Source organism: Actinopolymorpha rutila, assembly GCF_013407855.1.
GTDB classification, from domain to species: Bacteria; Actinomycetota; Actinomycetes; order Propionibacteriales; family Actinopolymorphaceae; genus Actinopolymorpha; species Actinopolymorpha rutila.
In genome coordinates, this window is sequence record NZ_JACBZH010000001.1 from 1451559 (window position 1) to 1465880 (window position 14322).

A 14322-nucleotide genomic window follows, 5' to 3' on the forward strand; every position below is an offset into this window, starting at 1 on the left:
GCTGGGCGTCAGCCTCACCGGAGTCACCCCGATGGCTCCCAGCCGGGCGGCACCTCCCGCTGGGGCCTCCGTGGCCCCGTTCCCCTCCGCGTCGCTCGCGCGGATGCAAGGAATCCGTTCTGCAGCGAGGGATCGCACCTCATCTGCCACTGAGCGCTCCGACCGGAGAAGGCAGTCAAGGAGCCGGCCCGTCCCCGAACCCTCAGGTCCCACACCAACCGCTTCCGGCTCTCCGGCCTCGGGACGGGGTTCCCGGTCAGACAGCAGGAAACGGCCTCCCAGCCGGTGGTCGGACAGCCCCGGGCCAGATGACGCCGCGTTCCCCTTCGGATCCCAAGACTTTGCCCCGCTGACGTACGACCAGCCGCGACGATCGTGAACGCCAGCAGCAACTCGCCGGTACGCGCGAACCCGAAGTCGAACCAGAGAACTGGTCGCGCCCGCACGCCGTCCCGGCCACGGAGGGCTCGAGGCCTGCCGATCGTCCCGGTGTTCCTGCTCGCGGTCCTCCTCTGCGTTCTTCTCCTCGACGGCTACGTACACAAAGTCCCGGCCACCGAACATCTGCCTTACATGGTGGCCTCCGACTGGGTGCCCGAGAAGGTCCTGAGAGGCGGCCCCGTCCTCGACGCGACCGGATCCACAATTCGTACGTACCGCGTCCCGAAGAAGACCATCGTCCTTACCTTCGACGACGGCCCGGACCCGACGTGGACACCGAAAATTCTCAAGGTCCTGAAGAAACACAAGGTGCACGGCACCTTCTTCGTCGTCGGTCAGCTGACCGTTCGGTACCCCGGCGTTGTCCGTGATCTGGTCAATTCAGGACAGGATGTCGGCCTGCACACCTTTTCTCGCCCGGATATCCTTCGCGGCTCGAAGGCGGACATCGACGGCGAGCTTGCGCGTTCCCAACTGGCGCTGGCCGGTGCCGCCGGAATCACCAGTTCACTTGTCCGCCCGGCGGATTCGTCCGTCCCGGACAGGCTGGACAACCTCTCCTGGCCGGCCGTCCAATACCTTGGGTCCAAGGGATACCTCACCGTCCTGAACGACACCGGCAGCGAGCACTGGCTACGCACGGCCGTTCACGGCGCCGCGAACCGTCCAGTGCCGGAACCGACCGGCCGGAGCGCCGTGGTGCTCATGTACGAATCCGGAGACAAGGTGGCGCAGACGGTCCATGCACTGGATGTGCTCATCCCCAGACTGCAGGCCAGAGGCTACCGGTTCACCACCCTCAGCAAGGCCATGGGAGCCGAGAGCTTCGACCATCCCCCCACCAGCGCCGGGCTCTGGAAGGGCAGGGCATTCGTCGCCGCGGTCCAGCTTTCCCAGGTGGCCGTACGAGGTTTGTTCGTTCTCCTGGCAGTCACCGGCCTCCTGGTGCTCTTCCGGCTTGTGATGATGCTGGTGTTTGCCCGGCGCCACGCCCGCGTACGCAACGACCCGGACTTCTCCTGGGGACCTGACGTCATCGAACCGGTCAGTGTCGTGGTTCCCGCGTACAACGAACGCGAGTGCATCGCCAACACGGTGCGTTCACTGGCGGCGAGCAATCATCCGGTCGAGATCATCGTGGTGGACGACGGATCGACCGACGACACCGCCGAGATCGTGAAATCCCTTGGCCTGCCCGGGGTCACGCTCGTACGGCAGCCCAACAGTGGCAAAGCCACCGCGCTCAACACCGGCATCGCATGGGCTTCGTACGAGCTGATCGTGATGATGGACGGCGACACCGTTTTCGAGCCCGCGACGGTGCACAACCTGGTACAGCCCTTCGCCAACCCGCGAGTCGGGGCAGTGGCCGGCAACGCGAAGGTCGGCAACCGCGATCGCGTGATCGGCAAATGGCAGCACATCGAGTACGTCATGGGCTTCAACCTCGACCGGCGCATGTACGACCTGCTTCGCTGCATGCCCACCATCCCGGGTGCCGTCGGAGCGTTCCGTCGCACTGCCCTGCGGGATGCCGGGATGATGACCGAAGACACGCTTGCCGAAGACACCGACATCACCATGGCGCTCCACCGCGCCGGCTGGGACGTGGCGTACCAGGAGAACGCCTTGGCCTGGACGGAGGCGCCGGGCACGATGACCCAACTGTGGCGGCAGAGATACCGCTGGAGCTACGGCACCATGCAGGCGATCTGGAAGCACCGCCGCTCGCTGATCGAACGCGGACCCTCGGGCCGCTTCGGGCGGGTCGGGCTGCCACTGATTTCCGTGTTCCAGGTTCTGGCCCCACTGCTCGCACCACTGGTCGACATCGCTGCTGTCTACGGGCTGGTGTCCCACAACCCCTGGCGGACCCTGCTGGTATGGGCAGGGCTGTTGGGCGTACAAGCCATATCCGCGGCCTACGCCTTCCGGCTCGATCGCGAGGACCTGCGCAGCCTCTGGGCGTTGCCCCTGCAGCAGGTGGCCTACCGGCAGGTCATGTATCTCGTGCTGCTGCACTCGTGCATCACCGCCCTGACCGGAAATCGCCTGCGTTGGCACAAGCTCAGGCGCACCGGCGAGGTTGGTGCACCACCTGGACCGGCCGTTCGGGCGTCCTGACCGCCGTCGCGAGGACGACCTCGACAGTTCGACTACTGTGAGCCCGGCGGACGATAGCTGGTCGAACGCTTCGAGGCCTGGTCGATCTGCTCTGGCGTCAGCAGCACCGTTGTCCTCGTGGTGGCACCGCCCGCGGCGTCGACGACAAGTCCCACCGCCGCCGCAGCCTCGTCGTCGGGGAGGTCGAGGATGGCGACCACGTCGTACTCGCCGAGGCAGAAGTAGTAGGCCCCGAGTTCCCCGCCAAGGCTGCGAGCCATGTCCGTGACGGCTTCGCGCCGGGTAACGCCTCCCTTGCTCCGGATTCCCTCGGCGCCCTCACGGGTGTATGTCGACTGGATGAGGTACTTCGGCATCGTCCCTCCCTGCATCGGCTGGATAGCGATTCGTTTCTCGTCCCGGCCGCCGTCCTAGGTCGACGGTCGTAGGTGCTCGGAGAACCAGTCGGCTGCCGCGCGGGCGGCGCGGTCGAACTGGTCTGTGTAGGCGGCGAAATGACCGCCGGGGAAGAGGACGAGCCGCTTCGGTTCGCCGGCGCGGTTGTAGGCCCCCAGCGCGAGATCGGTCGGGGTCACCGTGTCGTTGTCGCCGACGACCATCAGGAGGGGCGTCGGTGCGACCCGCTCGACGAACGATCCGGGCTCGTACTCCGAGTACAGCTCGAGCGATCGCAGGGTGATCTCGTTCCGCCACCTGCGAAATCGCCACTGGTCCTCCGGAGGCGACTTCTGCCCGGTGAAGAACTCCCACGCGTCGGGGCTCGCATGGGAGGCGGCGCCACCCGCCGCCGGGTCGGTAGCCATCGGCACCATCTTCGGCGGTCCGCCGCGAAAACGTTCGAGGCGGTCGGCGTCGAAGGCGCGGCGCTGGCCGGCCAGCGCCTGCGGTGGGATCCGGCGCAACGTCGTCTGCCAGCCGCTGATCGTCGGCACCTGGGCGACGACGCAGCCGACCCGACGATCGATCGCGCCCACCACGATCACGTGACCGCCGGCGTAGCTGGAGCCCCATATCCCAACGCGGTCGGGGTCGACGCCGTCGAGGGTCTGGGCGAAGGTGATCGCATGACGGTAGTCGCGCACCTGTGCCCACGGATCGAGTTCCTGGCGAGGCTCCCCGTCGCTGTCGCCGAAGTTCCGGTGGTCGTACGCGACCACGACATGGCCCGCGCTCGCGACCGCAGCGGCGTACTTGTCGAGGTAGAACTCCTTCAGACAGTTGTAGCCGTGTGCCATCACCACCACCGGTGCCGCCGAGCCGTCGGACTTGGGGCGATAGAGCCAGCCGCGCAGAGTGGCTCCCTCCGCGTCGAACTCGATGTCACGTATCTCGTAGGCGGCGTTCTCGTCGGCCGCGGCGGTAATCCCGTCAGGCGAACAGCTTGCGCCCATCTGCACAGGCTGCGTCCGCGGCCACTGTTCCGCATCCCCCTGTCGGCACCCCGAAGGCGGGGCCGAAGCCCGTAAGGTCACGAATGGCGTACGCCCCTCGCATAGTGAGGACCTGCGCTTTCCGGGCATCGAGTCGTGAGGCGCCGGTGGGCAAAGAACACTCGAGAAGTTGAGACGCGCAGCGGGGGTGCCGGCTGCGCGTCTCGGCTGTGCTGGAGAAAGGCAGAGGGCCTGGCCCCCATGGTCGACGACTCGACCATGGAGCCGAAGCGGGCCGCCACTGCCAGGGGTGCGAAGACCGGCGGCCGCCGCGCGCTGACGCGGAGGCCGCCGGCCGACCAGCCATCCAATCAGGCGATCGTCTGACCCGCCCGACGGCGCCGCATCAGAACGGTGCCGAGTCCGGCCGCAGCCAGAGCCCCCGCACCACCGGCAGCAAGACCGGTGTTGGGAGCGGTGGAGCCACCGTCACCGCCGTCGACCGCACCCACCGGGTCGGGCGCAGCCACCGAGTTGGGCGCAGCCATCGAGTTGGGCGTGCGCGCCGAGTTGGGCGTGCGCACCAGGCCACCCGGGTAGCCGGCCCCCTGGGACGACGAACCCTCAGCCGTTGCGGAGTTGTCCTTGCCGGCAGCGGAGGCACCTGCCACAGTGCTCTGGTTCTGCTGAGTCGCCGACTGCTCCTGGGCAACTTCGACCCAGTTGTCCTTCACCAACTGGTTGCCGCAGCCGATGTTCAGGACGATCACCGCAGCCTGTCCCTGCTTGCTCGCGTTCGACTGCTCGGTCTGCTGGAGCACCTTGGAGATGTTCTCCTCGGAACCCTTCTTGGAACCCTTCTTGGAATCCTTCTTGCCGGGGTCGGAGCCCTTCGGGTCCTCGCTGCTGTAGTGACGGTTGACCTGATCCTTGTTGCTGTCCTTCTTGCTGTACATGCCGTTGTTGCCCTGGTCGCCGGACCCGTTGGCGTCGCCGGGAGCCGCGTTGGCGTCGCCGGGAGCCCCGGTGGCGTCGCCGGGAGCCGCGTTGGCGTCGCCGGGAGCCCCGGTGGCGTCGCTGGAGGGCTTGGAGGGCGGTCCGGCCGCATCCTTGCCGCCGTCGACCTTGTGGTCCCACTTCTTGTGGCTCTTGTCGTAGATGCAGGTGATCTTGATGTCGCCACCGGGGTAGCCGAGGACCTGCTCGCTCTGGTCACTCGGCGTCTGCGGAGCCGCGGTGCCTGCCAGTGCAATCCCCGGGGTCGTGACGAGTACCGCCGCGGACGCTGCCGCGATACCGAAAGCCTTCTTGCTGAATATGCTGGACATTGTGATACCGACTCCTTGTAAAACCTGGCCCGATTTCTACAACTGGCTTTCTTCCATGCATGCTTGAGTCATTAAACGGAGTTCTCGCTTCTCGAAAGTTCTTAGGAGTGTTTTAAGTGAATACCATTTGAAGAATGCACGCCAAAAGACGGCTAATTGTGTGGCGAGAAGAATTGCGTCTCTTCTGCCGAAACCGAGCCGAAACCACTGATGTTGGGGGTCCTGGGATAGCCGTAGCTCCGCACGCGTGTCGCCGACTGTCGTTAGTCGCGTCTCATCCGAGCGGTGCGTGGCGTGTCGAAGCCCAAGGGCGGCGAGGCTGGCCGCTGGGACGGAACTGAGGCGGAGCGAATCCCCCGGGGGACTGATGGAACGGAAACCAGAGGCTGGTCCGAGCGCTCCGACGTGGTACCGCGTCGAGTTGATCTTGATGACCGAGCCGTTCGACGGGTGGCGGCTGTATGTCGACGGGGACGTGGTGGCCAGTTGTGGCCGGCTGGAAGCCGACGTGGCCAAGGCGTGGGGGAGCGCGCAGTTGGGGCGTGAAGTGACCTGGGTTCCGGGGTGGCCCAGGCAGGAGGATGCCTGCTGGTACTGGGTGGCCGAGCCGATGCCCGGCCTGAGTGCCACGGAGGCCGAGCGGGTCCTGACCCAGCTTCTGCACGCTCAGGCCGCTGGTGACTTCACGCGGATGGCCGCCATCCGTGCTCGGCTGCATCCGCACCAGGTGGTTGCTGTCGTCGCCGCTGCGGAACGTCAGCTGGCCGAGCGGCTGATCCGCGAAACCGAGATTGTTCTTGACCTGGAGTCTCGGTAGGGGTAGCCGTTCGACTGTGAGTACCGCCCCGAGTTCCAGCGTGCTCACCGTCTCCAGGGATATTGGACCGCAACGGGTCGGTCCATACTGGTCCGCCATGGATCTGGACGAGTACCAGCGTGGCGCCCTCCGCACCGCCGCCCCGCGGGACAAGAAGAACGAGCTGCTCCACCTGGTGCTCGGGCTGGTCGGTGAATCGGGTGAGATCGCCGAGAAGTTCAAGAAGTGGGTCCGCGATCTGGACAGCGACGAGTCTCGGATCGACCGGGACCACATTGCCAAGGAACTCGGCGACGTTCTCTGGTACGTCGCGGTGCTTGCGGACTACCTCGACCTGTCCCTGGACGACATCGCCACGGGCAACCTCGCCAAGCTGGCCGGCCGCCAGCACCGTGGCGTACTGGGTGGCAGCGGCGACAACCGCTGAGGCACGAGCCCGCGAAACGTACGCCTGTGTCGGGCGGTCGCTGGGTCACAATCGACGGACAAGTAGCACGCGTGCGAGCCGATGGCGGCTGCGCTGATCCGGTAGGGGCAGACCATCAGGCACGAGAAAGGCTGACCGTCATGGAGCAGACGCCACAGGAGACCTTCCAGCGACATGTCGCCGCGCTGGTGGCCGGCGACCTCGACGCGCTGGTATCCGACTACGCCGAAGATGCGCTGGTTCTCACGGCGACCGGTGAGTACCGCGGGCGAGATGCGATCCGAGAACTCTTCGAGGGGCTCGCGAACGCGCTACCGCAGCTCTCCCTCGAAGCGAAGTCGGCGGTCTTCGCCGACAACCTGCTACTGCTCCGATGGAGCGCCGATTCGACTCTGAACACCGTCCCTGACGGAGTCGACACCTTCGTCTTCGACGCCGGACTCATCCAGAACCAGACGATCTCCTGCACGCTCACGCCCAAGGCCTGAAGCCGGCGATGTCGACAGAGGATGCCTTCGTTGCCAGGCGGAAGCTCACTGATGACCGTGCCGTCAGGAGCTACCGCCAGGGCACCGCCGAAGCAGCCGCCGAGGTCGGGCTCTGCCAGGTGGTTCACCATCGGGGCACCGACTCCAGCCCGTGCGGCCCGACCCGCATAGACCAGGCGTTCCTCGCGGTCCCACTGCGCCGCGTCGGCCACCTCGGAGTCGTAGCTGCGCGCGAAGGGGAACAGCAGCCAGTCCGGTTCGAGGTGGCGCAGTCGCTGGAGCCGGTCAGAGCCGTCTCGGAGAAAACGACCAGACCCGCGCCCTTGTTGGCAGCCTCCCTCGCCAGCTTCGTGATGCGGTTCAGGTTGGCAGCCTGGTCGGCGACCACGCGGTGGACAGCGAGCGCAGCTTTCATCGGACTCTCCCGGGTCAGAGCTCGCGCCAGGTCTCGGCGAAGCCCAGGGCAGCGGAACTCCCGAACCATCCCTCCGGCTGATGGACCTCCCCGCGGGCCGCGACGCCGTTCACGCGCACGTCGCCCGCGGCGCACGGGCAGGCGACGACCGAGGTCTCGAAGCCGGTGAGCTGCGTCGTCACCTGGAAGCAGTCGAGTACCTCCCGCCATTCGAGCTCGATCGTGGCGGTTGCGGTCACGCAGGTGATCCGGTGGAACTGGTCGCCGCCGGAGACCTCGACGAACCGGGCCGGAACCGGTGGGCCGGTCTCGATGCCGCGCCCACGGATCGTGTCGTAGTCGCGGTAGAAGTGCTCCCAGACGTACTCCGCGAGTTCGGGGTTGTCGGTGTGGATCCCGATCGGTGCGCCGGCGCCGAGCCCCGACTGCTCGGGATCGGCCCAGATCAGCAGAGCGCGCCCGGCGCCGACGGGCGAGTACCGCGCGGTCCACATGCTCGCCAGTACGACGATGTCGTCGCCGCCTGGGCGATAGAGAACGATCATCGGGTTCTCGCCGGCGATCTTGATGCCGCGCTGAGTGATGGGCTCGTACACGCTTGCCTCCTGGTCTGCCGTCACCTCGCGCCGGCAGCATGACACGTCGCGGCGGCGGTGATGCTGGCCCGCGTTCGCCCTGGCGGATAGCTTGAGCAGCTGACGTCGAAGGAGTTCACGGTGGGAACACAGTCCGAGGTCGACTTCCGGGACACGGTAACGGGACGTCGGCAGAGCTGGCGAGGTGCGAAGAAGCACGTGAAGCGGGTCCTCGGCTGGCGGCTGCCGAACGCGGCGATGCGGGCGACGGTGTCCGCGGTTCGCCCGGAGCTGCGCCGGACGGGCCGGCTGCCGGCTCCGGCGGCGCTGCGTGAGGTCACGGGCGTCGTCGTCGACGAGCGCTTCGTCATGCTGGGCCCGGCGGCATGTGTGGTGGCGAAGGAGCTGTACTGGGGCAAGGGGCGACGCCCCCAGGCAGCCGACGACTTCGCCGTCCGGATGTTCGCTGCTCTGGCCCGGCCTGCCGACGTGATGCTCGACATCGGTGCGTACACCGGGCTGTTCACGCTCGTCTCCACTACCGTCAACCCGAAGTTGGCGGCGCACGCCTTCGAGATCGTTCCCGAGGTCTACCGCATGCTCTTCGACAACTGCGTGCGCAACCGGGTCCTCGATCGAACGACGTTGCACCATGTCGGTCTCGGAGTTCCCGGCTCGACCGTGGACATGCCGATCGCCTCCGGCGACTCCGCCCTGCCGTGCTACTACTCCGTGGACATGCACTTCAGCGACGGCGTACCCATCGCCATCCGCTCCCTGGACTCCTTCACCGACGTTGCCGAGCCGGATGCGCGCGTGGTCATGAAGGTGGACGTGGAGGGAGGTGAGCACGCGGTGTTCGAGTACGGCCAGAAGTTCCTCGCCGCCCACCGGCCCGACATCCTGTGCGAGGTGCTCGAACACAGCGACGGAGCACGCCTGGCGGAGCTTCTCCAATCCCACGGGTATCAGTTTCATCTGGTTCGCGATCACGACCTTGCTCCGGCGGGCGAACTCCGCCCGGACCAGCGGCACCGGGACTGGTTGTTCACCACCCGAGGCCCCGAGCAGCTGCGTGAACTCGGGATTCCGGTTGGCGATTGATTTCGGCGAGCCCCCGCAAGGCCCGCTTGACGCCATTCGCACGCTGTTCGACGGCAGTCACCTGTGGCTCACCAACGTCTACGGGAACTACATGACGGCGATCCATAGCTAGCTCTCCGGCCCGGCCATGCCGTCAAGCCGACGTTGTCAGCACAGGAGAGCCCCCAGCCAGCTGGTGCACTCCGCGTGCCTTCGCAGATGGAGCAGGGGCGCCCAGGTCTGGAGATCGGGGATCTCGGCTCCGCCCCCGTCACCGTCGAGGCCGCGGGCTGCGCGTGCCTGCTGCATCCACTTTCGCAGACCCCACAGGTCACGCAGTACGGCATAGCCCCACAGCCTGGTCTCCGCGCCGGGCAGAGCCATCAGCCCGGACGCCCGCTCCAGTAGCGCAACCGCAGGGTTGTCGCCTGCCTGGAAGGACAACGTACGGAGTACGTTCTCCAGGTCGAGGTCCGCAGGTGCAGGACAGGCGAACTCGAAGTCGACCGGAACGGCGTTCGTGCCGTCCCAGACGGTGTTGTGCGGGCCCGCGTCGGTGTGACTGAGCACGGTGGGCACGTCGGAGACGGCCTGGAACATTCGGCTCAGCACGGCGTCGAGCCGACTGTGCAGCGTCGGCTCGATGGCCTCGTTGTGGAGGAGCCAGTCCAGTAGCTTTCGCGCGTCCGCCTCGTGCAGTGCGTAGAACGGCGTGGCCGCGCCGCCGATCGCCCGAGCGGCGGCGACATCGGTGCGGTGAACCGCCTCCAACCGGGCCCACAGATCCGTCACGGCCCCCTCCCGCGCCGTCCTGTCCAGGGTCGGCCAGGCGACTTCGAGATTCGCGCCGTGGAGCCGCTCGGTGACCATCCATTCCAGGCCCTCGGTCACGTCCTGGCCGAGCACCTTGGGATAACCGACGTCGGGTGGAAGCAACGAGACGAGCGAGGCCTCTCGGCCAAGAGAGCCGTCAACAGTACGGCTGATGCGTACGACCGCCGTCTGTCCGAGCCACACCTCGTTCGACCAGCTGTGCTCGGGCCGGCTGGCGTGCTCAGGCTCGGAGCCGTACCTGGCCAGCAGCCGATGCGCGAGCGCTTCGAATCGGTCCGAAGAGCTGGGGTGGCTCGGCGACGGCACGTCCTGCACTGTACGGCGTCGCCGGACCGACCATCGCGTGGCAGGTGTACCTGTGCTAACAATCGCAACGGTGACGACGCGTCTCGGGAAGTATCGGAGAGCCTGGTGACACGAGGGCAGAGTTCAGCGTGCTGATCGTTGAGCCACGGAGTTACGGGCGGGGCGCGAAGCTCGCTGCGAAGGCCTGGCTGGCAACGGTCAGCGACCGGGTGGATGCTGTCGTGTCCGGTGGGTTCCCACTCGCTGCCGACTACCGACCGATTCTGGACATGGTCGAGACCGGGACTGCAGCTGCTGCCGGTGGCGATGGTGTCGTCGACGACTTCGCTGGGCTGAAGAAGCAGGAGGCCGCCTTCGCCGAACGTGACCGTCCGTTCCGTAGGATCGGCAGTTACAGCCACGACGAGATGTTGGAAAACCTGGAGCTCGTCCTCTCCGACGTCGACGACTGGCTCACGGGCATCAGCGACGGGGGAGGACGTCACGAAGTCCACTGAGTTCGCACCGGAAGCGGACGCTCACACTCGAAGGAAGGATTCGTCGGTCGTACGGATCGTATGGCGTACGCCATTCCTCCGGGCCGCGTGCATCAGCCTGTTCATAGCCGGGATCGGCACGTCGTCGACCATGCCCCAGATGACGTTGTACCTGGTCACCGAGCTGCACATCCCGATCCAGGCTGCCGGCCTGTACTACCTGGTCAACCTCACGGCGCCGGTCGCCGGATTCCTGGTCGGGACACTGTCCGAGCGGCTGACCAACCGGCTGTTCCTGTATCGGGCCTGCGCCGTGATCGCCGCACTCGGCTGGAGCGCGATGGCGCTGGCCGACCGGCCGTGGATGCCGTTCCTCATCGGCGCGTTCGTGCTGAGCTTCGGCGGCGGTGCCATGGGGCAGCTGTTCGCCGCCACCCGCGACGAGCTGAGCCGGCACCCCTCCCCGGCGAACAACCGGATCGTCTCCGCTGTCCGCATGAGTTTCACCGCCGGCTGGATTGTCGGCCCGGTCCTCGGCAGCTGGTTCGGCGCTGCCTTCGGCCTGCGGTCGTTGCTCCTGGCCAACGCCGCCTGCCTGCTCGCGCAGCTGGTTCCGCTCGGCGCCCGCCGCATCGAACGCTTCAGGGTCGAGACCACCGAACCGGATGCGAACACCACGTCAACGACTGGTTGGCACGACGATCACACCGTGCGAACCTCCAAGTACGGAACGAAGAACCAGCTGACGCCCCTGCTGGTGTTCCTCGGGTGCTGCGTACTGGTGATGAACGGCGACACGATGAAGTTCGCGTTCCTGCCGTTGTACATGGCCGACCAGCTGCACGTCGGCGATGCCCTGCGCGGGACCGTGATCGCCGTACAGCCGTTCCTCGAGCTCCTTCTGATGCCTGTCTTCGCCCGGCTCGCCGACAGGTTCACCCCGATCCGGGTGCTCGCGATGGCGGCGCTGCTCGGAGTCGGTGCCCACCTCGCCTACGCCACCAGCACTCAGGTCGCCGGGCTGTTCCTCGGCCAGGTCCTGATGTCAGGGGTCTGGGCCGCGGTGGCGGGCCTGGGCATCACCGTGGCCCAGCAACTCTGCCCGGACAGGGTCGGGCTCGCCTCGTCCATGTTCAGCAGCTGTATCCCGCTCGCCGGAGCCGTCGGCGGGTCCATCGGGGCTTTCGGTGTCGGCTGGCTCGGCATACCCCACCTGTTCGTCATCCCAGCTGTCCTGACCACCCTGGGATTCGTCGGCTTCCTACTCACCGGCCGCCGGTTCCAACCGGACGACTCCGCCTTCGCGGGTGGGACCGGAAGGACCGGAGCCGCCAGGGCCTGATCGTTTCACCAGACGTCGTGAAGGGAGAGTCGTCGTGTCTACGGACCGCGTCGCCGTGGAGCGCATCCTGGACGCCGTACGCCGTCGTGCCGGGCTGGCCGTCGTCGACCAGGCGCCCCTTGCCGGTGGCATGGTGGCGGACGTACGGCGGCTGACGCTGGCGGACGGGCGCACCGTTGTCTGCAAGGCGGCGTTCGGGGAGCAAGCCCATCTTGACATCGAGGCGACGATGGTTCGCCACCTGCACGCCGCCCATCCTCGCGTCGTGCCGGAAGTGATCTACGCGGACCCGGAACTGCTCGTACAGACGTTCATGTCCGGCTCGCACCTGACCGACGCCGCGGCGACTTCTCTCGGCGAGGAGCTCGCGATCCTGCACGGGCGGCACGCCGACGCTTTCGGCTTCGACGGCCCGACGCTGAACGGCTGGTTTCTGCTACCCAACGGATGGTCCGGCGACTGGGTGCCGTTCTTCAGGGACCAGCGCTTGCGCTACTGCGCCGACGCGGCGGTGGCGAACGGGACTTTGCATGCCGGGTTCCGCGCCCGTGTCGAGACGCTCTGCGAGCGGCTGGGTGAACGTCTCTGTGAGCCGACCGCTCCGACGTTGCTGCACGGTGACCTGTGGAGCGCCAACATCCTCGCGGACGGCGACAAAATAACGGCTCTGCTCGACCCGTCCGTCGTCTACGGCCACCCGGAACTCGATCTGTCCCACGTCGTTGGTCAGCCCTACGCCGACGCCGTGTTCGAGTCGTACCGGCGATTCCACCCGATCGAGAAGGACTTCTTCGAGCTGCGTGCGCCGGTCTATCAGGTGTACACGGCGATCATGCACGTGCTGTACTTCGGTAGCCGCTACGAGGGCTGGCTCGACGAAACCCTCACCAGGAGCGGGGTTTGACGACGGCCCTCCGCGGCACTATCGAGCGGAGCAGGCGTCGAGGAGTTCGTCGACGACGTTGCCGACGGGTTGGGTCGCGTCGACCCGACGTGCTCCGAACCGCTCGTAGGCCGCATCCGAACCGGCGTGCCAGCCGAGGATCCGCTCGACCTCTTCCTCGGTGCCGCCGAACGCGTCGGGTGGGCGTCGCGCAAGGCGCCGGCGAATCGTCTCCGGGTCCGCGCTGAGGTGAACCACCACAGCGAACTCGCCCCAGAGCTCGTCCTCGTTCTCGGTCGAACCGCAGACGAAACCGAGCCTGTCGCCGACCTCGGCCGAGATCCGGCGTACGGACTCGGGCGAAACGCGCTGGACATGGCGGGCGAACCATTCGGCGGTGCGTTGCGCGGCAAGCTCCGGATACAGGACCTCGGCGCCGGTCTCCCTGTCGAAGTGACGCGACAGGTGGTCCTCGTCGGTGTCGTACGCGACGAAGCCACGACGACGCAGCTCGGCGCGCACGGTCGACTTGCCGACGCCGGACGTGCCGGTGACCCACACCAGAGGCATCCGCCGATGATCGCAGACGTGTCCTGCTCTGGCCGTTCACCGGCCGTCCGAAGGGACTTCCTCGGCGACCTCCGGCGATACTCTGCCGATATATCTTTGGGAGGTTGCTGTGATCACGCTGACCGACATGGTTGCGAACGGATCCGTCACGGACGAGGGTGCGGACCTCCTGCGGCGCATCGCGGCGTCCGGTGAGTCGTTCCTGGTCTACGCGCTTCCGCGGAACGCGGGCAAGAGCACGCTGACGAACGCCATCCTCGCGGAGGCGCCCGCCGACGTGCCGCGGCGGGAGTTCCTCGGGACCAGGGAGGAAGTGGCCGAGCTGAGCGCGGACGAGGACCGCGGATACCTGGTCGTCGCCGAGATGGGGCACCGCGGCCGGCCCGGATACCTGGCCGGTGACGAGGTGGAGCGTGCGTTCGAACTGGTCGCGGCGGGGTACCGCCTCGTCTCGAGCCTGCACGCCGACTCGGTCGCGGAGGTGTTCGACGTACTCGCCCGCAACGGAATCTCCGCCGACGCCGTGGCCGGAGTCCGTTACCTGGTGAAGGTTCGCGGCCTCGGTGATCTGAACGACCCCTCGACGCGACGAGTGGTCGAGCACATCAACGAGGTCACGGGTTTCGGCGCCGACGGTCCGGCGTACTCCGTGCTGTACGAGTGGGCTCCGCAACAGACCTCGCACACCACGCGCTGACCGGGATCCCTGCGGACAATCCGCGCAGCGCGCCCCCCGCTGATGTTCAACTGATGAGGGCGGAGGAGCTTTCACACGGGGCGGAGCGGACGTATGAGCGCGGGGGTCGGGCCGAGCATGGCCCGTTTACAAGGGCATTCGAAGGT

General features: G+C 67.0%; 15 protein-coding genes. 9 read left to right on the forward strand and 6 right to left on the reverse strand.

The features are described from left to right. Nucleotides 1-489: 489 nt before the first annotated feature. Nucleotides 490-2565, forward strand: a complete 2076-nt coding sequence (locus F4554_RS06410; protein ID WP_337795898.1) for a bifunctional polysaccharide deacetylase/glycosyltransferase family 2 protein — start codon at nucleotides 490-492, stop codon at nucleotides 2563-2565. A 32-nt stretch (nucleotides 2566-2597) separates the two neighbouring features. Here F4554_RS06410 and F4554_RS06415 read toward each other — a convergent pair whose 3' ends face one another. From F4554_RS06415 to F4554_RS06425, 3 genes are all read right to left on the reverse strand, one after another. Beyond that, the gene (locus F4554_RS06415; RefSeq protein ID WP_179786532.1) at nucleotides 2598-2921 is read right to left on the reverse strand and encodes a GYD domain-containing protein; all 324 of its coding nucleotides are present in this window, start codon (nucleotides 2919-2921) and stop codon (nucleotides 2598-2600) included. Nucleotides 2922-2975: 54 nt separating this feature from the next. After that, nucleotides 2976-3956 carry an alpha/beta hydrolase gene (locus tag F4554_RS06420; RefSeq protein WP_179786533.1) on the reverse strand — a complete coding sequence of 327 codons (981 nt, stop codon included), beginning with the start codon at nucleotides 3954-3956 and terminating at the stop codon, nucleotides 2976-2978. A gap of 350 nt (nucleotides 3957-4306) precedes the next feature. Beyond that, nucleotides 4307-5263: a hypothetical protein gene (locus F4554_RS06425; RefSeq protein ID WP_179786534.1), complete on the reverse strand. Its 957-nt coding sequence runs from the start codon at nucleotides 5261-5263 to the stop codon at nucleotides 4307-4309. A 430-nt stretch (nucleotides 5264-5693) separates the two neighbouring features. Between F4554_RS06425 and F4554_RS06430 the strand changes: the two genes are divergently transcribed. From F4554_RS06430 to F4554_RS06440, 3 genes are all read left to right on the forward strand, one after another. Continuing rightward, entirely contained in the window at nucleotides 5694-6080 is a 387-nt protein-coding gene (locus F4554_RS06430; protein WP_179786535.1) for a hypothetical protein, read from the forward strand. A gap of 97 nt (nucleotides 6081-6177) precedes the next feature. Next, nucleotides 6178-6507, forward strand: coding sequence for a nucleoside triphosphate pyrophosphohydrolase family protein (locus F4554_RS06435; RefSeq protein WP_179786536.1), 330 nt, complete (start codon nucleotides 6178-6180; stop codon nucleotides 6505-6507). A gap of 140 nt (nucleotides 6508-6647) precedes the next feature. Next, on the forward strand, nucleotides 6648-6995 hold the full coding sequence (locus F4554_RS06440; protein ID WP_179786537.1) for a nuclear transport factor 2 family protein: 348 nt from the start codon (nucleotides 6648-6650) through the stop codon (nucleotides 6993-6995). Between the two features lie 429 nt (nucleotides 6996-7424). Here the strand turns inward: F4554_RS06440 and F4554_RS06445 are convergent, their stop codons facing one another. Further along, a complete protein-coding gene (locus F4554_RS06445) occupies nucleotides 7425-8006 on the reverse strand; it encodes a hypothetical protein (protein WP_179786538.1) in 582 nt (193 codons plus the stop codon). A gap of 120 nt (nucleotides 8007-8126) precedes the next feature. Here F4554_RS06445 and F4554_RS33505 point away from each other — a divergent pair, with 120 nt between their 5' ends. Then, nucleotides 8127-9089, forward strand: coding sequence for an FkbM family methyltransferase (locus F4554_RS33505; protein ID WP_179786539.1), 963 nt, complete (start codon nucleotides 8127-8129; stop codon nucleotides 9087-9089). A 147-nt stretch (nucleotides 9090-9236) separates the two neighbouring features. Here the strand turns inward: F4554_RS33505 and F4554_RS06455 are convergent, their stop codons facing one another. Then, the gene (locus F4554_RS06455; protein WP_179786540.1) at nucleotides 9237-10208 is read right to left on the reverse strand and encodes a phosphotransferase; all 972 of its coding nucleotides are present in this window, start codon (nucleotides 10206-10208) and stop codon (nucleotides 9237-9239) included. A 128-nt stretch (nucleotides 10209-10336) separates the two neighbouring features. On the opposite strand from F4554_RS06455, the gene F4554_RS31965 reads away from it, so the two are divergent. The 3 genes from F4554_RS31965 (at nucleotide 10337) to F4554_RS06465 (ending at nucleotide 12930) form a co-directional block, all read left to right on the forward strand. Next, nucleotides 10337-10705, forward strand: a complete 369-nt coding sequence (locus F4554_RS31965) for a hypothetical protein (RefSeq protein WP_238341231.1) — start codon at nucleotides 10337-10339, stop codon at nucleotides 10703-10705. A 97-nt stretch (nucleotides 10706-10802) separates the two neighbouring features. Beyond that, complete coding sequence (locus tag F4554_RS06460; protein WP_272955989.1) at nucleotides 10803-12026, forward strand: MFS transporter; 1224 nt, start codon at nucleotides 10803-10805, stop codon at nucleotides 12024-12026. A gap of 34 nt (nucleotides 12027-12060) precedes the next feature. Further along, complete coding sequence (locus tag F4554_RS06465; protein WP_179786542.1) at nucleotides 12061-12930, forward strand: fructosamine kinase family protein; 870 nt, start codon at nucleotides 12061-12063, stop codon at nucleotides 12928-12930. 18 nt (nucleotides 12931-12948) lie between these two features. Here the strand turns inward: F4554_RS06465 and F4554_RS06470 are convergent, their stop codons facing one another. After that, nucleotides 12949-13479 carry an AAA family ATPase gene (locus tag F4554_RS06470; RefSeq protein ID WP_179786543.1) on the reverse strand — a complete coding sequence of 177 codons (531 nt, stop codon included), beginning with the start codon at nucleotides 13477-13479 and terminating at the stop codon, nucleotides 12949-12951. 127 nt (nucleotides 13480-13606) lie between these two features. On the opposite strand from F4554_RS06470, the gene F4554_RS06475 reads away from it, so the two are divergent. Then, nucleotides 13607-14176, forward strand: coding sequence for a P-loop NTPase family protein (locus tag F4554_RS06475; protein ID WP_179786544.1), 570 nt, complete (start codon nucleotides 13607-13609; stop codon nucleotides 14174-14176). The last annotated feature ends 146 nt before the right edge of the window (nucleotides 14177-14322 follow it).